Below are 20618 nucleotides of genomic sequence, written 5' to 3'. Positions count from 1 at the left end.
TACGAAGGAGTCAGAAGTGTTTTCTCTCATAGTATATATGTTTCTAACAAGCTAATTTAGTTTTGAAGAATCTCAATTATTATGACATAAAAAAAGGGAGAGTGAGAAGGATGAAAAAGCTTTTTTCTAGCTTAATTGTATTGTTGGTCTTTTCTGTAGTGGTAACCTCGGCAACCACAAGTGTATATGCTGTATCAGCTAATAATGTTAGAAAAAATGCGCTAGGTGATAACGTATCGGGAAGCCGAAAAGTCAACGGACATATTTATGGTGACAAATTTTATACAGTCTCCGGTAAAAGCAAGACATTTAAAGGTGCACAGTTAAGATTTACGCCTCATGGAAGTGCTACTTATTCAGGAAACGGCGGGTTAGATTAGTAAAAGAATTATTTAAAAGGCTCAATCATAGAGAGAGCCTCAGGCTGCCGAGAAAATCTCGGCAGCTTTTATTCCTTAAAATATCTATTCTCCTGTAATAAAATAAAAAAAAGACTTAACAGGACGGCGTCTCCATCCATTAACATAATTAAACACTATACTATATTTCTATCTCACTCCTTTAAGTAAATCGGCTAATCTTTGTATTTATTCATAATTATTGTGGTAACCTAAAGGCAAATAAATAAATAAATAAATAAAAAAAGAAAGAAGGTGATCCCATGCCCACTAACAATAAACCCAATAGATTAATCGCTGAGAAATCACCATACTTACTTCAACACGCCCACAACCCAGTTGACTGGTACCCCTGGGGAGAAGAAGCCTTCGAAAAAGCAAAACGCGAAAACAAGCCGGTTCTTATGTCTGCTAAAGTGACCTTAAAGTTTTACAAAAAAAGCCCTTTTAAGGGCGGCAAAATAGTTAATTCTACAGGTTCTTTTTTCCTTTTAACTTTTAGTGTTTGCAAGATTCCCCAATCTTCAAATTAGATTTCTCACTCCGCTTAGAAGGCCCTTTATGCAAAGCCAATATCAGAGTGATTCCTATAATACATACAGCACCAATCCACTGAAAATACCCAAATGGTTCCTTTAACCAAACAACAGTTGTGACAACTGCAGATAGAGGCTCTAAGCTTCCTAACAAGCTTGTTTCTTTAGGTGAGAGGCTTTGCAGACTTTTTATGAAGAACCAGAACGCAATCATTGTCCCAAACACTATTACAAATATAATATATACATACACCTCAGCAGTTAAACTTTTAAAATCCATTTGCCATGGCGGATGAATAAAACTTAATGCAAAACTGCCAATAATCATAGCCCAGCCTACAACAACAAGAGAATTAAATTTATTTAATAAGCCAACGGCATATAAAGTATAGAAAGCTGCCGCGAATCCTGATAAAACTCCCCATACGACCGCAGCTACCGGTACTGAAAGTTGAGAAAGTGAACCATTTGTTAGTAGAAAAAAGCACCCCGCCAGAGCAAGTGATACTGTTATGATATCTTGTTTGGTAAGAACCGTTCGTTTTCGCAAAAGCGAGTAGATAATAACGATTACTGGGGATAAATATTGTAATAACGTAGCAACCGCTGCATTCCCATGTTGAATGGATGCCATATATGTGTACTGCACAGCTAGCATTCCGAATAAGCCAAAAATAAGAAGCTGACAAGCTGTGGCTTTATTTTTCCAAATCTCGATAATCTGAATCCGATTCTTTCTGAACAATTGAAGCATCAAGAGTAAAATGCCAGCCGTAAGTAAGCGTATCGTTACAAGCCAATTGACATCAATTTGATCACCTTGAAAAAGTTTTTTGGCTACTGTACCCCCAATTCCCCAACATGTCGCCCCTGTTATAACATAGAACAATCCCATTCTTCTATTTGAATTATTCATGCAAGATCCCTCGCTAATAAATATAATAATAGTGTTATCATAAATTCAAAATCTCATAAAAAATACTTAAATCGAACAAAAAAATATAAATATATTGAGGTGGAAAGGGTGCAAGTAAAAAATTTTATGGTTGATCAAAACTTAAAGGAATTAACAGAACACCGAACGGTTGCATTACCAGTTGCATGTTACGAGACAAGGATCAATCAAAATATAAATGGCTATATACCGCTTCATTGGCATGACGAAATTCAATTTGTTTTGATACTAAAAGGGATAGCTGTCTTTCAAATAAATGAAGAAAAAATAGAGGTTCAAGAAGGTGATGGATTATTTATTAATAGTGGCTGCTTGCACATGGCAGAGGAAAAGGATCACTCGGGTTGTACTTACATTTGTTTAAATGTTTCACCCCATTTCGTTTTAGCTCAAGAGCTGTATTCAAGCTATGTTCAGCCCTATATTCTTTCAACTAATTTATCCCATTTATTTTTGGGTGGAAATCAACATTGGGCAAATAACATTCTACAAGCTGTAAAAAAAATAAATCAATTGGTTCAACAAAAGACATCGCTCTATGAAATTGACATTACCATGCAATTAACTTTAATATGGAAAAACTTAGTCGTTAATGGTTTTCAATTAAAGTACGATCAATCTGAAATGATAAAAAGTCATCGAATGAAACAAATGTTAAACTGGATACATCTCCATTATGCTGAGAAAATGACATTAGAAGACATTGCAAAAGCTGGCCAATTAAGCCGTTCTGAGTGCTGCCGTTATTTTAAACGAATGCTGAATAAGACGCCGTTACGTTACGTACTGGATTATAGAATCCAAAAAAGCTTACTATTACTGCAACACCCGGAAACCACTGTGACAGAAGTGTCTTATCAAGTTGGATTTAACAGTACCAGTTATTTCATAAGTAAATTTCAACAAGCTATGAATATGACACCATTCTCATACAAAAAGATTCATATGAGGCATTAATTCTAAGGATGCTTCTACAATTTATAAATAAAGGGAGTTTATTTATAGGCTGTTAAACTAGCCATTGATGCCATTACACATATTTTTATTGAAGGGACTATACCACATAATGTGCTCTAAAACTTTTAAAGTTGAAATTTTGTACTTTAGTAGTCCCTTTTGTTTCCCTTCTTCACATTTTCCCAATCCCGTTCTACATTTTTCCTGACTCTGTGAAGAAGTTTAAAAATGGTTTCCTTTTCCTCAGGTGAAAAATCAGACCAGGCCACTTTCATAGAATGTTCTTCTTCTTTTTTTAAAAAAGGATAAACTTTTTTCCCTTTCTCAGTCGTGAACAGCTTTTTTATTTTTTTATTCTGTCTGTCCGGCTGTTTTTCAATCAATCCTTGTATTTCCAATTTCTTAATTGCCCGCGCAGCCGTTGTTCGGTCAACTTTTATCATTTCAGCCAATTTATCTTGAATAACACCGGGGTTTTCGTATATACGTACAAGATAGAGATACTGCCCTCTCGTTAAGTCCAAATCTTTAAATTCAATATTGCTTATGGAATCTAAAGCTCTGGCTATCATGCCGATCTCTCGTAAAATGTCGTTCATACCCAAAACTCCTCACATATTTTTGTTGTAATTACATCTATTTTTGTTGCAATTACAACAAAAATAATTTAACCTTACTTTTATAAGACCACACGCATGCTGTACAGTCCAGACTAATATCAGAAAAGGATTGATAAATAATGAATATAAAAAGAATAACAACTGAAAATGATTTACATGTTGCTCAAGATATTAGAAAATCGGTATTCATTGAAGAACAGCAAGTACCTGAATCCGATGAGTTCGATCAATTCGATACACTCAATGAACAATGCCAGCATGTCTTGGTATATCATGAGAATCAGCCTGTCGGCACAGGCCGTGTGCGCATCGTTGATCATACAGGTAAGCTGGAAAGAATCTGTATCCTAAAACCTTATCGTAAGTACGGTTTGGGCAAAATCATCATTGGAGAGCTGGAAAAAATCATGCAAGAAAAAGGCATTACTAAGATTAAGCTGCATGGGCAAACACATGCAGAAGGCTTTTATAAAAAACTGGGCTATCAAACTGCTTCAGATGAATTTATGGAAGACGGAATTCCACACGTCTTGATGAAAAAAGAAATATCTTGAAATACAAATCATGTCTAATAAAAAGAAGTATGTTTATTACGGACTAGGTATACTCGTATTAAGTTTAGGCATTTCTTTAACAATACAATCAGGACTAGGTACTTCCCCATTCGATGCCCTTTTGGTTGGCCTTTCCAAAGAAGTCGGTCTTACCGTAGGAAGCTGGGAGGTCCTTATTTCTGTCATCACCTTAATCTGTAACTCTATATTAACAAGAAAGAAACCTGTTTTTTTAGGTTTGATTACAGCATTCGTGACTGGAATAGGCATTGATCTGTGGTTGTTCCTCATAAAACATGTCATCTACACAAGCATGTGGTTTAGCAAACTGACGTGTTTCGGAGTTGGTTTGGTATTCATTGGTCTTGGAACAGCCATCTATCTTCAAACAAAATTTGCATCAACGCCTATCGATCATTTAACACTCATTATTCGAGATATTTCAAAAAGAACCATCCTATTTTCAAGAACAGTATTGTATGCTTTTTTCTTATTGTTGGCTTATATATGTAAAGGCCCTGTCGGTATCGGAACCATTTTAACTGTGTGTTTAGGAGGCATGATCCTTCACTTTTTTATGTCTATTGTTGAACGTCGCCTTTTATCCAATTGAGGTCTGGAATCACCTTATAAAAAGAAAAGAAAAGAAGAGGCTAACCCTAAAAGACCTCTTCTTTTTTGATATTTGGTATATTAGATATTGGAAAGACCATACTGATAAGAAACTGTATCGAAAGAAGGTGATCCCATGCTCACTAACAATAAGCCCAATAGATTAATCGCTGAAAAGTCTCCTTATTTACTTCAACATGCCCACAACCCCGTAGACTGGTTCCCTTGGGGAGAAGAAGCCTTCGAAAAAGCAAAACGGGAAAACAAGCCGGTTCTGGTCAGCATCGGTTATTCGACTTGCCATTGGTGTCAAGTTCGTATAGCTACACATTGTACAAGAAAAAAGTTATTTCTCAAGACGAGAAATAACTTTGCCACTTCCTATTAGTTTTAAAAAAACAGGAAGTGTTTCGTTCAATAATTTCAATGGTAGTAGGCATCCTCTAGATTTTTTCTTCCTACTTTTATTTCGGTTTAATGTGAATAATTAGGTCAAGTTCTACTTTGAAGGTTCTTTTCGTGAATTAGCTATTACCGTTTACTCAGTGACGGGTGCGAAAAATCTTTGCTGAATAGCTTGTTTCACCCACTCTGCGAATGGGGTGCCGGGTACAGCAGCTCGCATTTCGTTAATGACTTGATCAGGTTTGGGCAGTAATTCAGTATTTAATCCCACCCATTTGTACGAGTCGGCCAAGCCTCCTGCTGTTTCCTTTCCTAATACTAGAGCTAATGATTCTTCGAACGCTTCCACTGGGAGAGAGTAAAACTGTATCTCCTTTCAATGCAGTACTTAATTGCTCAGCCAGTTGATTTCCTGTCAGTGCATCAGGTCCTACGATAGGCAATGTCTGTCCTGCCAACTCTGGATGATTAAGCGTATATACTCCATAAGCAGCCGCATCTTCCATGCTAATCCCAAGCGATTGCAGAATCAGCTGGTACAGGATAAGCCAGTGTTTGATTGCCTACAACACCAGGAATAAGGAAATTTCCCATATAAAATGTAGGTTGAAGGCTGATAGACGGAATGCCACTTTGCGTCACATAAGCAATCAATTCTCTCTTAATCTCAAAGCCAGCGACACTTCGCCTTATCAATACGCACGGCCATTAAGTAATCGGAAATAAGCAAATTCATATCTTTGACATCTGTCGTCAAGCGTCGATGCAAGCGACGCTTGACGATTAGGACCCTGCATCTTGCTTAATTCTTGTAGATCACGGTCTTAGCCAATCTGTGCGCCGAGTTGCTGGACCAGCTTGAGATTTTCTTCGACGTGATACAACTCGGCGACCTTGCCGTCAACGATGCGGAAGATGTCCATACCCTTCAGAGCTACCGGCTTACCGGTAGCGGGGATACCCAAGAATTCTCCTGTGTGGGTTGCGGTCATCTCCCAATGAACGAACACCGTGCCGTCGGGAAGCTCATGGTAAAAAAGGATCCTGTGCACAATATCCGTGAATCCGGCGCGCACATTCTCAACCAATGCTCGCATGCCATCGATACCCGGTTCTTCGGGGTTAGAGGGGGTATGGTCGATAAAATCAGGAGAAAACACTTCCTCCACCTTTGCAACGTCGCCGACGTCGAACAACTCTATTTCGCGGAAAGCGACCTGTAACGGTGAGGGAGGTGTCGAGCGGACCAACTCGCTCACGGTTTTTGCTGTTGTTTCCATTGTTCATCATCCTTTCGTTTACTAAAAGTAATTTAATCGTTTACTAAGATTAATGTAACGATTATAGTTACATTGTAGATGTATAATACCAGATTTGTAAGTACGCACATTGGAGATATATACTATCCTAAAAGATACCTTAAAAAGGAGGGAAATATAGTGGATAAACAACACTCCCAATGCTCACCATGCCCGGTTGAACTTACGGTCAATATGATTGGAGGCAAATATAAGCTAGTCATTTTGTACCAGCTTGCGATTCATGAGGTTAGGCGATTCAATGAATTAAGAAGGGAATTACCCAATATTACACCGCGTACACTTACTCGCCAGCTACGTGAACTCGAAAGCGATGGGCTAATTAATCGACAAGTGTATCCTGAAATTCCACCCAAGGTAGAGTATTCGCTATCAGAGACCGGGAAGAGCCTTAATTCTATACTTCTTCAAATAGAGAATTGGGGTTTGAAGCATATCACAAATAACCCAAAGTAATGATAGGCAGTAACAAGTAGGAGTAGGTGTCTTAAAGGCTAATGAGCTATGTCCGAAAATAGCAGTTCTTTTAAAAAACATTTTTATAGATAGGTGGAGATAACAATGGCACTTGATCTTCAAACAAAATTAATATTAGACCAATTAGCAGCAATGAAAATGCCGCCCCCACTTGAGACTTTGACACCTGAACAAATAAGAATGGCTATACTAACATCAAATTCTGGTGAGCAAGAGGCAGTTGGAAAAATTGAAAATCGTACTATTCCAGGTCCCGGTGAAGAAATTCCTGTACGAGTTTATTATCCCAAAGAAAGCCAAACTAGTTATTCTGGACTTGTTTTTTTTCACGGAGGCGGCTGGGTAACGGGCAATATTGATTCCCATGATGATGTATGCCGGTCTCTTACTAATCTTTCCAACTGCGTAACCATATCTGTTGATTACAGGCTTGCTCCAGAAAATAAGTTTCCAGCAGGAGTTGAAGATGCATACGCATCTGCACAATATGTTTATGAACATGCTAAAGAATTTCAAGTTGATCCTTCCCGCATTGCAGTTGGGGGCGATAGCGCAGGTGGGAATCTCGCAGCTGTTGTATCAAACCTTGCAAAAGAAAGAGGTACAATTGAAATTTGTTGTCAATTGTTAATGTATCCAAGCACTGGAGCCGGCGTCACACCTCCGTTTAAATCAATGCACGAAAATGCTGAAGGTTATTTACTCACCTCAGCGCTTATAAACTGGTTTTTGGGGCATTACTTAAATAACGAAGAAGAAAAACAAAGCCCTTTAGTTTCACCAATGTTTTATGAAGATTTCAAAGGTTTGCCTCCCACCCTGGTCATCACTGCTGAATTCGATCCGCTACGTGATGAAGGGGAGGCCTATGCTAAGAAATTAGCTGAAGTTGGTGTAGAGGTAGAGTGTATCCGTTATGACGGAACAATTCACGGCTTTGTATCAATGTCCAAAATGATTGACAAAGGTAAAGAAGCATTGGTGAAATCAGGAGAATGGTTAGTGGAATATTTTAATAAATAATTGGGCCCGCCAAGATTTTGTAGTAAAGATAACATGATTTATGAGTTGTTCAAAGTAGCTCCAACTGGTAGAACCTTGGAATTAATGCATGTTGAGTTCGACGACCAAGGAGATACCTGGCATCGATTTGTCAATTTCGAGCGTGGCTCTACTTTCGCTTGTCCGGCTTGTGGCAGCGAGAGCAAAGCTTATGATTATGTAGAACAAATTTAGAGTCAGCATGTGCAGAACAATCCTAAATAGTGAAGGAAGTAGTAGAACAAACTTAACAATTTTTTCCATGCACTCTTCGAGTTGACTTTAATCGAACGAACGTTTATTATTGGCGCATGAGATATAAAGACGAAAACAAAAACGAGAATATTTTTAATGCGACTATCCAACTTATAAATGAAATTGGTCTTGCTGAGACTTCTATGTCGAAGATTGCCAAGAAGGCTAAAGTGTCTGCTTCAACAATTTATGTTTATTTCGAAAATAAGGAGGATCTACTTAACAAATTATATTTACATGTTAAGAATATGATGACTGAGGCAATTTTTAATACTTTTGATGCTTCGCTACCACTACAAGAGGCATTTGAAGACTCTTTAAGAAAATTTGTTGATTTTACTTTGGCTAATAAGGATTACTTTTTATTTATAGAGCAGTTTCAAAATTCACCACTGCTCAACAAAATATCTCGTGATGAAATCACGGACATGTGTGAGCCTCTCTATAGTTTATTTGAGAAAGGAAAAAAACAATGTGTGTTCAAACAAGTTGATACAAACCTGTTGAGTATTTTTACTCTCCAACCAGTGATGCAATTTGTTAAGGAACATTTTAATGGGACATGTACTATAAATGAGGCTAATTTAAACAAAGTTATTCAAATGAGTTGGGATGCAATAAAAGCTTAAGAGCCAATCCGACTTTTAAATAGAGGGAGAAAGCAGTAATAACAAAGGTTATTAAAAAAATACTCCCTCTGAATATGAATGAGTTGACGATAATCGAACGATCGTTTATTATAGGGGTTATCAAGTTTAGTCAGATGTTCAAGATTGTTTTTTTAAAACATAAATGAACGAACGTTCTTTTATTTTAAAATTAATAAATTATAACGAATATCTAAGGAAGAGGAACTTTAGGTGTAATGAATCTTTAGTTTAAAGAAGGTTAAGACAGGCAAGGAATCATTTTTTTTGCAGAATAAATGAACGAACGATCGATTAATTTGAAAGGGGTGATGAAGAAAAAAGAAAAACTGGCTATGCTTTTATAAAATAAAACAAACTACAACATAAGATAAATAATTACTTAAGAAAGAGGTTAAAACATGAACGAAAAATATAACAATTTATTTGAAACATTCACATTTAAAAATGGAGTTACTCTTAAAAATAGAGTCGTTATGGCACCGATGACAACTTGGTCAAGTAATGATGATTACACAGTTTCAGATGAAGAATTAACCTATTACCAAAAAAGAGTCAACGGAGTAGGACTCGTTATAACTGGTTGTACTCATGTTCAGCCAAACGGAATTGGTTTTACGAATGAATTTGCAGCTTATGACGATAAATTTATTCCAAGTTTACGAAAATTAGCTGAAGCTGCGAAAAGTGGTGGAGCTCCGGCGATTCTTCAAATTTTCCATGGAGGGAACAAAGCACTACCGGATTTAACCCCAGATGGAGAAGTGGTTAGTTCCAGTGCCTTGGCAACTGAAGCTTCTGACTTTGCTCCTTCGGTATTACCTAGAGAGCTTTCACATGATGAAATACTTGAAGTGATTCATGCCTTTGGAGAAACAACAAGAAGAGCCATTGAAGCAGGTTTCAACGGTGTTGAGCTTCATGGGGCTCATGGATTTTTAATGCAAAACTTCTTCTCACCTTTCTTCAATAGACGAGAAGACCAATGGGGAGGATCATTAGAAAACCGCATGAAATTCCCACTGGCCATTGTTCAAGAAGTGAAAAAGGTGATAGATAAGCATGCAACTAAACCGTTTATTTTAGGATACAGAATCTCTCCTGACGAACCTCAAGAAGGCGGTTTGAGAATGAAGGATACCTATGCACTGATTGAACGTCTGATTGAAGAGGATATTGATTATATACATGCTTCATTGAAGGATGCTCTTTCTTCAAAGCCAATCGACAGTCAAGATGACAAAACATATCTTGAGTTAATTGTTGACCATGTAAACGGCCGAGTTCCTGTACTGGCTGCTGGTTCTATGGTAACTCCGGATGATGTTAAAACTGCATTAGATAAGGGGCTAACCTTAGCAGCGATTGGGCACGCGTTAATTATGAATCCAGACTGGATAGAAAAAGTTCAGAATGGAAACGAAGCTGAAATTAAGACAGCAATTAGGAAGTCAAAAGTAAGCGAGCTTGAGCTTCCGGAAAAACTTTGGACTGCCATTCAAGCTTCAGGTTCATGGTTTAAGATTGAAGAATAATTTTACCCACAATTAATGATGAAGAACAAAAGATGTTGACTGGGCAGATGTTTTAGTGAGCAACGTCTTTTGTTCTTCCTTTTCATACCATCAATAAATCTTATCGAAAATTTGCCATATAAAAAAAGCCCTCAGATCTAGGACTTTACGACTCTGCCCCTAGTTATACGCGCTGGTACTGGGCCGAAATGGAAGTACGCATTCATCTTGTTTTTTTATGACTTGTATGTGGTGTCACGTTCGTGTAGCTACCCATATAAATAGACAAGACAATCTTCAAATTTGATTGTCTTGTCTCGATATTAATTGTAGTTATTTTTTATTTTTGCTTATAAACTCATATACCAATGAAGTCTGTAACTTATAAAAACTAGATATCTCTATTTTACTAATTACATCAACTTTAATAATAAATTTTGTTTCCCAGGTTTTAAAGTTAGTATCGTTGTACGTTATTTTTAATTCTAACTCAGGAAAACAGTCATCCTTCTCAAGGCGACTTAAATAATTGATCATAATCAAGAAATAACTTGGTAATTTAATGCCTATACTTTCGCCAGGCAAAATTAAATCACTTCGCCTTATATATGGTGTCGTTCGAAAAAAACCCATGTAGGATTTACCGTCATTTACATCTAACAGATCATAAGTAATTCCTTTATCTTTATCTAAATGATTATCAGTTAATCTAAGGTAAATTTCACTCTGCTCATCTATTAACTCTTCTAGCCTTTCTCTAACTTTTTCATTATCAATAAGTTTATAACTATACATTATATTGATTGCTGATGTACTTCCATAGTTGAAAATAGGTAAAGTCGTATCTGCAAATTTGTCATCTAGTCTCTTGTCATCTACCCAATCATAAGTAATTCTAGGTAATTTTAAGTCAAGGGGTTTAATTCCAGGTGCAATTACTGGTTCTCGTTGTTTTTTAAATTGATGAATTTGAATCCAAATTGATGCGATTGCAACAATTACCGCTAATAAAGATATTAAAGATGCTACCCAATCAAAGTTTTCTTTTCCACAATAACCAATCAATCGTATACCTCCTGTTATGAACTTGTGCCAAGTTCGTGTAGCTACACAGTTTATCATTACGCTATTATAGTATTATATTACATTATAGGAATAATAGGGTGATGTGCTGTGGAACTAAAAAACAAAATTAAGCGAGTAGCCATTTATCTAAGAAAGTCACGAAATAAAGAGGGCGAAGAAACAGAAGAAACCTTGGCAAAACATCGAAAAAGACTTCTTGATATTGCTCATAAAAACAATTGGCAGTATGAAATATTCCAAGAAGTTGGAAGTTCAATGGATGAAATGCGACCTGAATACCAAAGAATGATTAACAAAATCACAGATGGCATATTTGACGCTGTTTTGTCAGTTAACTTAGCACGGGTTACAAGGGATGATGCAGAGACACCTAAATTCATGAACCTTTTACGCCAAGATGACATACTCTTTGTCACTGATAGTGAAAGAGTATATGATCTTGAAGTACAAGAGGACTGGCAAGCATTAAAGTTTACTGGGTTCGTTAACAATTGGGAGTACGAGAATATAAAAGCCCAACTAAGAAAAGGAAAAAAGGACAGTGCAAAAATGGGTCGCTGGTCAAATGGCAAACCCAACTACGGATATATATATAACCGTTTGGAAAGAAAATTGGAAATTGATGAAGAAAAAGCAAAAGCTGTAAAGCTTGCATTTCAAATGACTATTGACGGCATAGGTGCTGATAATATCGCAGTAAAATTAAATAAATTGGGATACAGAACAAACAATGGGAAGTTTTTTCACGGTCAAAGCATTGTCAGAATGATTCGATCCGAGATATATAAAGGATGGATTGTTGCTAATCGGTTGAAAGGAAGAAACAAAACGAAGGGAAAAATAAGACCACAAGATCAGTGGATTGTTGTTAAAGACGCAGTTAAACCCTGCATTATAGACGAAGATACATGGGACAAAGCAAACAAAGCTTTAGATAAACGAAAATTACTTAACCCTAGAGCCAAAATGAGAAAACACGGGTTATCCTCTTTAATTGTATGCGGTTTATGCGGAAAAACTCATTCAGTTACTATACGTTCGGATAGAAATAACATGAGGGTAATTCAATCATGTAGAAAAAGAAACCCACTTGGCGAAAAATGCATCAATGGCGGAATACAATATAATACAATGATGGAATTAATCATTAACAATATAAGAATGAAAAAGAATCAAATACAGTTAGAGCTTGAAAAACTAAAAGATGAAAATGAAACCATTAATACGACCGCTATTGAGATACAAAGCATTGAACAACAAATCAAAAAAGTTGAAAAAGCATTACAAATGCTCCAACTTCAATTAGAGGAAGACTTAATAAGTCTCAGTGACTTTAAGGAGAGAAGGACTATCCGATCAATTGAATTGGATAATCTTCAAAAAGAATTAACCAAATTAAAGGAAACATCAAAAGAAGATAAAATAAAATATAAGGAATCATTCATCGAATACTTAGATCACTTTCTCAATAATTGGTCAGAATTAGATGAGTCGCAGCTTAATAATGAATTGATGTCTTTTATTAAAAAGATAATATGGTACCATCCTATTGGAAATAGAGAATATCGTGAAATCAAAATTGTTTGGGCTGAATAAAAAAGAAGTGAACTTTATAACCGTTCACTTCTCTTTTTTATTATGTCTCAACTCTATCAGCTTTGGTTTTTCATTTTTCTGTTAGCAAAAATTGTTTATTTAATTTTGATATTTTGCGGGTTTTATGCGGTATTCTTTCGGTGTAATTTCGGTTACAGGTTAGTTATTTTATGTTTGAATTGGTAATTGCAGGATATTAAAGGAGGTTGTCAAATGAGAAAGTTAATTGTCTCTGTGGTCGTTCTTTGTTTATTGGTGTCTTTAACTCCAAGTATTTTGGCCTCTGAACCGCATCATACATCTAAAGTTGAACAGAATGAGTTAGTTCCTTCAAAAAAATACAGCGAAGAGCAGTATGACAAAGAAGAGATTTTCACTTTGCAAAAATATATCACTGTAAAAAATGGATTATTTGTATTAGATTATGAAAAAGCTGAAGCAGCTGGAATCAAACAAGATCTACTGAATGGGCAAAAATCATATTTTGATGTCTTAAATTCTGAGATTGCAGCCGGCAATTTAAAAGCTAATCCAGATCTAAGTATAATTGAGAAAACTGAAACTACCCCATTTTCCGACGCTGCGCCTTTAGCTTGTAAAGGAAAGACAACAAAAGTAAAACATTATTGGTGGGGATATAACAGAAAATTAAACAGCTGTGCTACCGATAAAATGTCAGCTGACCTTTCTAGTGTAAGTGCAATAGCTACCGGTATTTCAGTTGTTACAGCCTATTTTGGCTTTTTTCCTGCCGCTATACCAGGATTAAGCGCAGCATATTTTGCATTAATGGGGGCACGAGCTGATGCCAATAATAAAGGGAAGGGCATCAATGCAGACGTAACTTGGGCGTTAGCTTATGATTTTGAACCTCAAAAATAAACATCTTTGGAGTGATGCAACATGTGGGACATTTTCTTAAAGTATTATGCTTTCCCTATTTTGATTCTATGTTTTCTTGCCGTAACAGGAGTAAGAGTCATAAGGCAGAACAAAAAAAACGGAAAACTTATAAACAAAGCAAAGTTTATCAAACAGGCATCAATCACCTTACTCGTTACATTTCTATTAATCTCTATAATTACGTACATCATCTTTAACATAGCATAAGATCAGGCTAAAAAAAGCCTGGTCTTTTTTTGAAATTTTGGCTCTGTTAAAGTTAGTTGAGGAGCAAACACATGGTTTACTCCTCTAACTTTGTCTCTTCACCTTTTGCTTCTTCATAGTCTGGTGTTTTCTTTGACAAACCCAATCTATCATTCTCTCCGTTTCCAGGCATGCTATCCATTTCTTCATATTTATCACCTAGTTTTTCAAAGTAATCATATGGTGAAAGTTCACGGGAATGATCTTCTGGAAGATAAAAAGCAACTTGAATATACTTTCCCCCATCATACACACGTATTAAAGCATTTTCTCTTGTATATATGCTGGTATCAGCGCCCGATTCTTTTGCGCTTTTTTTGTCTAGATCAATAACTTCATTAATCGCATCATCATACTTATTGCCACCACATGCAGTTAAAACGAACATCATCATCAAACTAAGGAAAATAAAAAGGTTTTTCAAAATAAACATTCCCTCCTTTTTCAATTTTTAGTATAAACAAACAATTTAATCTTTTCCACCTTTTATCCATTTCCCTTGACCTGTACATTATCGACTAACCAACCCTCTTTATCTTTTTTCATAGTCGTTTGAACAATCAACACTTGATTCGTAGTAACTGAATTCGCAGTTATGGCGATTTCAACAACGTTTAAAAACAATTCATGGGATTCATCTAATGGTTTTGAATAACTCTCTAGTGAAAGTAATTCACTTTGCACGCTGACTGTGTGCTTTTGATCTGAACGTGAAGGGAATGCATAATCAAACCCTTTTTCGGTTGTATACTTCTTAACTGTTTCATATCGCTTATCTATGTCCAAGTAATTAAAAAATGCTTCAAAAAATGCTTTATTTTCCGAAGCGCTGCTTGTTGATTCTATATGGTTCAATTCTTTGATTTTTTCTGTCAGAACTTCATTTTTATCCTTTAACTTTTCAATCTTATACGTTTGCTGTCCATTCGTAAAAAATCCAGTCAACATGACTAATAATAAACAAGCCGAAATCCATGCAATATGTGTTTTCATGTGCTCACTCCTAGTTATTTAATGCGCCCAAAAGATACAAGGTGCTTTCTCCAGTAACCTGATTTCAGATCAGAATATTCGATTCCACTGTCATTTGAATTAAACATTCTGCCATTGCCTACGTAGATGCCGACGTGAGTAATGGCTTTTCCTTCATATGTGCCGCCAAAGAACACTAAATCACCCGCAGTCGCTTCTTTTTCACTTATTTTCTTTGTTGCCCCATGTTGTTCTTGTGCTGTTCTAGGAAGAGTGATTCCAGCTTTCGCAAAAGACCACTGAACAAGGCCCGAACAATCAAATCCAGTTTTCGGGTTTGAACCTCCCCAGGCATACGGTTGCCCTTCATATTTCAAAGCTTCTTTCATGACCGTTTCATAGAAATCCATAGAACCATTCACAGGCTTCACATTTTTATCAGAGCCTTTCACATACCTCATGACATGGTCAACATAACTTGGGTCACCGTAGCTTTTCCAGCCCATTTTTAAAGCTTGCAATCGGCTGAAATCAAGTGCCAATTTCTTTGTGTATTTCCCACCATTCTTTTTGACATAGTCTATAAATCCAGAACCAAAGTTGTATGCCTGTAAGGTTAAACGAACATCACTGCCAGCCTGGTTAAAAACCTTCTTAAAATGTTTAATGCCTACTTCAATCGAACGTTCTGGGTCAGTTATGGAGTTGGGAGGTAAGCCGATACTTTCGGAACTTTGCATTATATCTAAAGAACGCCCACCACTTTCTTGCATGGTGAGCGCCATAATAATATTCACTTGATCAAAAACACCTTCCTGACGGGCGTACTTCTCAAATACAGCCCTAAATCGTTCGACTTCCGGCGCAATACCAACTGTTTCATATTCGCCATCCCCACCGCCTATAAAATCGTCACCCAATTGATTTTCTCTTGAAATTGTCATAACCACTACGATACATAAAGCAAAAAAGAAGATAAAAGGAGCCGAGAACACCAAAGGAAGAACTACCTTTTTACTTATCATCTTTTTCTTTCATCCCTTCTCAGTCGATCTTCAACTTTTGACGAGGTCCACCTTCCAATATCATTTAAAGACACTTGCTCAAATGTATTAACGCTTTGTTCAGTCCGTTTAATGGTGTGTGATGAAGGCTGTTTTTCTCTTGATACAGCTTTACTTTCACCAGCAGGAGCAACAGCCTGTTTTTCCTCAACACGAATACCATCTGAATGAACTTTTGCGGGTTCAGATGGTCTGATTTTACGTTCGTTATTGGCAATAGGCTGATTTTCTACTTTTGTAGATTGAGGACTTTCAAAGCCAAACTGCGGTTCAGGTTGATTCGTCATGACTTTTTGGTCTGATCGTTTGATGTCTGCTGTTTTCTCTTGTGCTACAGGCTCACTCTTTGAAACAGAATCATCTTTCTGGACTTCAAAATCTTGTTGCTGATCTGTTTCAGGATACTGATTTTGTTCTTCATAAACATACGCTTTCTGATCAGTGCGTTCTGTATCTTTTTCATTCTCTTGTAAGACTGGTGCTCTATTAGAAGTAGTTTCATCTTCAAGTTGTAATGATGTATCGTCAGTTTGTTGCTGATTATCTGGCTGTTTAAGAAGCTGTTCAACATATTCTTTTTGATCTGTTCTAGCTGATTCATCCTTTTTATCCTGCAAGATAGGTGCTCGTTTGGATAAATCCTCATTTCCTTCATTCAAAACATCTTTCAGCATAGGAGAGTTTATTCCGTCTTTTCTCAATCTGTTTAAATGGGATTGCTGTTTATTTTCTTTTGCATTTGCAAAGGCTTCTTTTTGTTTTTGTTGTTCTTTCAATAGAGTTTGAGGATTTCGCTTTAAGTTACGGTTGTTATGGCTAGCTATTCCGTTAGTAGTCTCTTTTTGCGGAGTTCTGGAAATAGCATGAGTATTATCATATCCCATAGTAGCCCCACTCGGAGAATTACCGCCGCCACTTGGAGCACCAGTTACGCCATCAGTATTTGAACCATCTTTTCTCCCCCTAAAATTCTTAGCAAAGTCAGTAAATACGCCCCCTCCGTTACCCAAAGTGCTTCCTATTTTCTTCGCATTTTCCCAAGCTGGTTGAACAACATTTTGTCTCATGTTTTCCATCATATTATTATCAACTGAAACAACTTTTCCAGCAGTCACAAACTTGATAATGGCATCCCTCTTGTGAAAACCAATCCACAAAATTGAGGCAAGGACAGCGACATTTAAAAGATACATTCCGAAACCGTTTGGAGGAATTAACTTATCAACGATAAAGCAAGTTACGTACACAAACAGAACGATAATACCTAACATTGCTTTCAGTAGATAAACACTCCCTAACCGTCCAAGCGTAACGAATCCCGAATAAGCTAATTGGGGAACATACGCCAATATGAAAGCAAATGGCACAAAAAATACAATCACTAAAGCGATAATTTGAAGCAAGAAATTAAAGAACGCTAATGCTAAAAAAGGTATCCCAATGACAATAGAAGCGACCACAGCGATAAAAGATTCTCCAAGTTGATTAAAGACATTCCCAGAGGTCATAGACTCATTATCGTATTTTTCAATTTCAGTGTCCTTTATATATTTCTGTTTTGCTTTTTCTCCGTCGTTTGACAGTTTGTATGAAAGCAATTTATCGACCCTTGATAATTTATCTTTCGAATCACCTTTCTCATTAATTTTTGCTTCGCTTGTTTCTCCAAAGTTCACAATTAAAAATGGTTTCATTAAAGCAATATCAAAGTAAAGGTTACGCATAACCGCAACTGTGCCTTCCATTTCCTTTCCTTTTTCAATCGTTGAACTGTCTGCAAAATTCCCTTCATCTTGAACAATGCCCACCAATCCATTTCCCGCAGTTAAAAGCTTTCCTTGTGCTTCTACAGACAAGGCATTCAACGCTTTCATGTAATAACCAGCGTTTGACATCCAAAGCCCGCCGATCACCATGACACAAATAAATAGAATACTCCGTCGCATTGCTTCTTTTACGCTACCTCTCACACAGAACAGGTAGACAACATAGGCGCACGTGAAGATGAATAAGGCTTCACCGAAATTCTTTTTCAGGGTTTTATAAACTGTTTTAGAGACGTTTGTAATGGAGTTTGCGAACTCGTCAATTGGTTGCAAGTTATACAAAATATCCATCCCCGCATCAACCACACGAACAATGTTTCCTGCAAAAGAAAAAGTGACGTTTGTCAGCCCAACAAACGCCCCCTTGATTAAATCGTCAGATGCTTCATTATTCGCTTGATAGCGTGAGATAGGAAACCTTTTCACCTTCAATTCCACGCCGCCAGCTTTTTCGACTTTTGGCTGCGTCGTTGTATCTCCATCAGCCGAAAATACTGTAACAGCTGATGCGACAGTTAAGAACAGCAACACAATAGCCGATACAATCAGAATCCTTTTTTTCTTCATCACAGCCACCTCCTAATCTAATCGAGTTAATAAATAAAATTGGTATCTAGCTTTCTCTAAATCTTTTTTCGATAGCACAACATTTTCAGGATAACGTTCATTCAGAGAAAAACAGATTGCCTTCTGATACTTCATATGTCTAAAAATCTTTCGATTCTGTTCAACTTTAATGCCTAATAATTCTTGAAGAAACTGTGCCGTTGATTTATGACCTATAAAGCTTTTGTATCGTCCTTCATAATACTTAAGCCACTGCTGTGCATCTTCTAATGTGATTTTCTCAGCTTTATAAAATCCTGGAACTGTTACGACAAGAGAATTTAATAAAGCAATTTCCATGTACGTCTTAACCCCTTTTACAAATATTTTTCTTCCGCATATGCGACAGCTTTTTTCTCAACCGTTTTCAGAGCACCTTGCCATTCTTCGAATAGACATTCAATCGAAATTTTGGAGGTGCGGCCATAGTAATCTTTAAATAAGCACTGACCTTGGAACATGGATTCCATCATTTTTTTGTTTTCTTTTGTGACCTCCATGTTCATCCATTTCAACACTTCTTCTCGCTCATTCGGTTCATCAAAGGCAAAGGCAACACCGAAGTTTCCAGAATCCTCTTCTTTTAAAGCGTCTTTTGTGGATTGGGAAATGAAGTATTCCGCATTGTTGTATGATCGACCGATCCGGCGCATTTGTCTTTCTACTTTTTTTCCTTGTTGAGACGTGGTAAATATCCAAGCTTCATCTATAAATTCAACAGTCTGTTCATCTTGATTCATGCCGAATAGTTCGCAGAACTTACCTAGTGCAAACATGACCGCACTAGACTTTAGTTGTGATATGGTGTAGTTTTCAAGTCGCTCAGCATGATCCGGCAAATCCATATTTTCAACTTCTAAAATGGTGATTCGCTTTTCTAGTGACAATGCAGGATTTGAACCATCATGAATACAAAGTTTCAAAATGGAATCTGATACGACCTCATTTAAATAGTCACCAGCTTTTTGTACAGCTTCTTCGGGATGGCTCTGCATCTTTCGAATAATATCAAGTGAGCCGACCTGTTCACCTTTTTGTTTCGCCTCAATCACTTCTGATGTAGCACGGAGGAAAGCAGTGTTTATGTCGTCCTTACCTTTAAAGTCATATACTTGTTCGAAAATGACTTGCACTAGTTCTTTTGCTTTCATAGGAGGGAGGAAGGAGATAGGGTCAAGCGCCCCCCAGTTGTGCGTATTTTCGTGATCTAACGTGATATAGTTGTATTTCTCTAAATGTGCAATATATAAGGGAAAACTCTCTCGAATGTCCTCATCATTCAGTACTCTTTGAATCCACTTTCTCATTTCCTTTTTAGGGTCTATATACAGAGATTTGATATTTAACATGCTGATATAGTTAAAAATCAATTTCGCCAAATACGACTTGCCGTTTCCTGTATCTCCTGTTATTAAGCAGTGGGGAGAACGTGTCTTTGAACCCTTTAACTGCTGATTCGCTAAGAAAGGATGGAATAAGACAAAATCACGGCTAGACATAATGGCATTTTCTAAATCGGTGTGCTCTTGGAAACGATCAACCCAGCCGAGAAAGAACCCGATTTTCGAACCAATATCAGAGTTAACAGCGAAAAGACCTTCTGCCACGCCGTCTTGCGTTGTTTTTTGAATCCAGTTCTTATCGGTTATGTCTAACTTTTCACCGGGAAGCATTTTATAAAAAAGGTTCAATTGATCGGCCACTGGAAGTCGACAAGTAATGCCAGCGCCTTTTAGGTGTCTTTTGACAATCGTTGCTTTCCCCACACATTCTTTTTTTGTCTTCCCATGAACAACTATCACAGAAAGCCAGTTCATCACGTGCACATCTTCTTTCTTTATTTCATCTTGTAAATGCCTTATCATTGTGGCACTTGTGACAGTAGAAACATCACTTCGATCACCTGTGCTTTGTTGTTCTTTTTGTTCTTCTTTCAATTGCTGTCTTTTGAGGTTGAGGGCAGGCTTGGTAATGGACTTTGATTCCGTTTGAATTTTCATCTGTACTTCAACAGGGAAGGGAAGAGACT

The 20618-nt window shown here is 37.0% G+C and carries 22 protein-coding genes and 1 pseudogene; 12 read left to right on the top strand and 11 right to left on the bottom strand.

The window, feature by feature from the left end:
• The first annotated feature begins 110 nt into the window (after nt 1–110).
• Both LJF29_RS09725 and LJF29_RS09720 read left to right on the top strand, forming a co-directional pair.
• Nucleotides 111–380, top strand: a complete 270-nt coding sequence (locus tag LJF29_RS09725) for a hypothetical protein (RefSeq protein ID WP_229148204.1) — start codon at nt 111–113, stop codon at nt 378–380.
• Nucleotides 381–661: 281 nt separating this feature from the next.
• The gene (locus LJF29_RS09720) at nt 662–931 is read left to right on the top strand and encodes a DUF255 domain-containing protein (protein ID WP_229148202.1); all 270 of its coding nucleotides are present in this window, start codon (nt 662–664) and stop codon (nt 929–931) included.
• On the opposite strand, the gene LJF29_RS09715 is transcribed toward LJF29_RS09720, so the two are convergent.
• The gene (locus LJF29_RS09715; protein WP_229148200.1) at nt 897–1850 is read right to left on the bottom strand and encodes a DMT family transporter; all 954 of its coding nucleotides are present in this window, start codon (nt 1848–1850) and stop codon (nt 897–899) included. The two genes, LJF29_RS09720 and LJF29_RS09715, sit on opposite strands and share 35 nt — an antisense overlap.
• A gap of 126 nt (nt 1851–1976) precedes the next feature.
• On the opposite strand from LJF29_RS09715, the gene LJF29_RS09710 reads away from it, so the two are divergent.
• Nucleotides 1977–2846 (top strand): AraC family transcriptional regulator, encoded by an 870-nt coding sequence (locus tag LJF29_RS09710; protein ID WP_229148686.1) that lies wholly within the window; start codon nt 1977–1979, stop codon nt 2844–2846.
• 146 nt (nt 2847–2992) lie between these two features.
• On the opposite strand, the gene LJF29_RS09705 is transcribed toward LJF29_RS09710, so the two are convergent.
• Complete coding sequence (locus LJF29_RS09705) at nt 2993–3445, bottom strand: MarR family winged helix-turn-helix transcriptional regulator (RefSeq protein ID WP_229148199.1); 453 nt, start codon at nt 3443–3445, stop codon at nt 2993–2995.
• 140 nt (nt 3446–3585) lie between these two features.
• On the opposite strand from LJF29_RS09705, the gene LJF29_RS09700 reads away from it, so the two are divergent.
• The 3 genes and pseudogenes from LJF29_RS09700 to LJF29_RS09690 form a co-directional block, all read left to right on the top strand.
• The gene (locus tag LJF29_RS09700) at nt 3586–4020 is read left to right on the top strand and encodes a GNAT family N-acetyltransferase (RefSeq protein WP_229148197.1); all 435 of its coding nucleotides are present in this window, start codon (nt 3586–3588) and stop codon (nt 4018–4020) included.
• A 10-nt stretch (nt 4021–4030) separates the two neighbouring features.
• Nucleotides 4031–4633 carry a YczE/YyaS/YitT family protein gene (locus tag LJF29_RS09695; RefSeq protein WP_229148195.1) on the top strand — a complete coding sequence of 201 codons (603 nt, stop codon included), beginning with the start codon at nt 4031–4033 and terminating at the stop codon, nt 4631–4633.
• 135 nt (nt 4634–4768) lie between these two features.
• Nucleotides 4769–4948, top strand: a pseudogene (locus LJF29_RS09690) (DUF255 domain-containing protein); the annotation flags it as partial.
• Nucleotides 4949–5170: 222 nt separating this feature from the next.
• Here LJF29_RS09690 and LJF29_RS09685 read toward each other — a convergent pair.
• Nucleotides 5171–5329 carry a hypothetical protein gene (locus LJF29_RS09685; RefSeq protein WP_229148191.1) on the bottom strand — a complete coding sequence of 53 codons (159 nt, stop codon included), beginning with the start codon at nt 5327–5329 and terminating at the stop codon, nt 5171–5173.
• Nucleotides 5330–5861: 532 nt separating this feature from the next.
• Complete coding sequence (locus LJF29_RS09680; protein ID WP_229148190.1) at nt 5862–6317, bottom strand: ester cyclase; 456 nt, start codon at nt 6315–6317, stop codon at nt 5862–5864.
• Between the two features lie 159 nt (nt 6318–6476).
• Between LJF29_RS09680 and LJF29_RS09675 the strand changes: the two genes are divergently transcribed.
• The 4 genes from LJF29_RS09675 to LJF29_RS09660 all read left to right on the top strand — a co-directional run bounded on the left by LJF29_RS09675 (nt 6477) and on the right by LJF29_RS09660 (nt 10311).
• Nucleotides 6477–6812 (top strand): winged helix-turn-helix transcriptional regulator, encoded by a 336-nt coding sequence (locus LJF29_RS09675; protein ID WP_229148189.1) that lies wholly within the window; start codon nt 6477–6479, stop codon nt 6810–6812.
• A 105-nt stretch (nt 6813–6917) separates the two neighbouring features.
• A complete protein-coding gene (locus LJF29_RS09670; RefSeq protein ID WP_229148188.1) occupies nt 6918–7856 on the top strand; it encodes an alpha/beta hydrolase in 939 nt (312 codons plus the stop codon).
• Nucleotides 7857–8185: 329 nt separating this feature from the next.
• Nucleotides 8186–8758: a TetR/AcrR family transcriptional regulator gene (locus LJF29_RS09665; protein ID WP_161476532.1), complete on the top strand. Its 573-nt coding sequence runs from the start codon at nt 8186–8188 to the stop codon at nt 8756–8758.
• Between the two features lie 419 nt (nt 8759–9177).
• Nucleotides 9178–10311, top strand: a complete 1134-nt coding sequence (locus LJF29_RS09660; protein WP_229148187.1) for an NADH-dependent flavin oxidoreductase — start codon at nt 9178–9180, stop codon at nt 10309–10311.
• 312 nt (nt 10312–10623) lie between these two features.
• Here the strand turns inward: LJF29_RS09660 and LJF29_RS09655 are convergent, their stop codons facing one another.
• Nucleotides 10624–11355 (bottom strand): hypothetical protein, encoded by a 732-nt coding sequence (locus tag LJF29_RS09655; RefSeq protein ID WP_229148186.1) that lies wholly within the window; start codon nt 11353–11355, stop codon nt 10624–10626.
• Between the two features lie 108 nt (nt 11356–11463).
• On the opposite strand from LJF29_RS09655, the gene LJF29_RS09650 reads away from it, so the two are divergent.
• Together LJF29_RS09650 and LJF29_RS09645 are read left to right on the top strand one after the other, a co-directional pair.
• Nucleotides 11464–12972, top strand: coding sequence for a recombinase family protein (locus LJF29_RS09650; RefSeq protein WP_229148185.1), 1509 nt, complete (start codon nt 11464–11466; stop codon nt 12970–12972).
• A 213-nt stretch (nt 12973–13185) separates the two neighbouring features.
• The gene (locus tag LJF29_RS09645) at nt 13186–13854 is read left to right on the top strand and encodes a hypothetical protein (protein ID WP_229148184.1); all 669 of its coding nucleotides are present in this window, start codon (nt 13186–13188) and stop codon (nt 13852–13854) included.
• A 304-nt stretch (nt 13855–14158) separates the two neighbouring features.
• On the opposite strand, the gene LJF29_RS09640 is transcribed toward LJF29_RS09645, so the two are convergent.
• The 6 genes from LJF29_RS09640 to conE all read right to left on the bottom strand — a co-directional run.
• Complete coding sequence (locus LJF29_RS09640; protein WP_369888457.1) at nt 14159–14545, bottom strand: cystatin-like fold lipoprotein; 387 nt, start codon at nt 14543–14545, stop codon at nt 14159–14161.
• Between the two features lie 62 nt (nt 14546–14607).
• Entirely contained in the window at nt 14608–15114 is a 507-nt protein-coding gene (locus LJF29_RS09635; protein ID WP_229148183.1) for a hypothetical protein, read from the bottom strand.
• Between the two features lie 14 nt (nt 15115–15128).
• Nucleotides 15129–16118: a bifunctional lytic transglycosylase/C40 family peptidase gene (locus tag LJF29_RS09630; protein ID WP_229148182.1), complete on the bottom strand. Its 990-nt coding sequence runs from the start codon at nt 16116–16118 to the stop codon at nt 15129–15131.
• Nucleotides 16115–18559, bottom strand: coding sequence for a CD3337/EF1877 family mobilome membrane protein (locus tag LJF29_RS09625; protein ID WP_229148181.1), 2445 nt, complete (start codon nt 18557–18559; stop codon nt 16115–16117). The genes LJF29_RS09630 and LJF29_RS09625 overlap by 4 nt, the downstream gene beginning before the upstream one ends.
• Before the next feature lie 3 nt (nt 18560–18562).
• On the bottom strand, nt 18563–18889 hold the full coding sequence (locus tag LJF29_RS09620; protein WP_014662881.1) for a YddF family protein: 327 nt from the start codon (nt 18887–18889) through the stop codon (nt 18563–18565).
• Between the two features lie 17 nt (nt 18890–18906).
• The coding region (conE, locus tag LJF29_RS09615) for a VirB4-like ATPase ConE (RefSeq protein ID WP_229148180.1) at nt 18907–20618 on the bottom strand (1712 nt) is incomplete at its 5' end.

It is taken from the genome of Bacillus sp. LBG-1-113 (genome assembly GCF_020708615.1).
GTDB lineage: Bacteria > Bacillota > Bacilli > Bacillales > Bacillaceae > Bacillus > Bacillus mojavensis.
The sequence above is the reverse complement of the archived record's forward strand: the minus strand, read 5'-3'. Positions and strand labels throughout refer to the sequence as shown.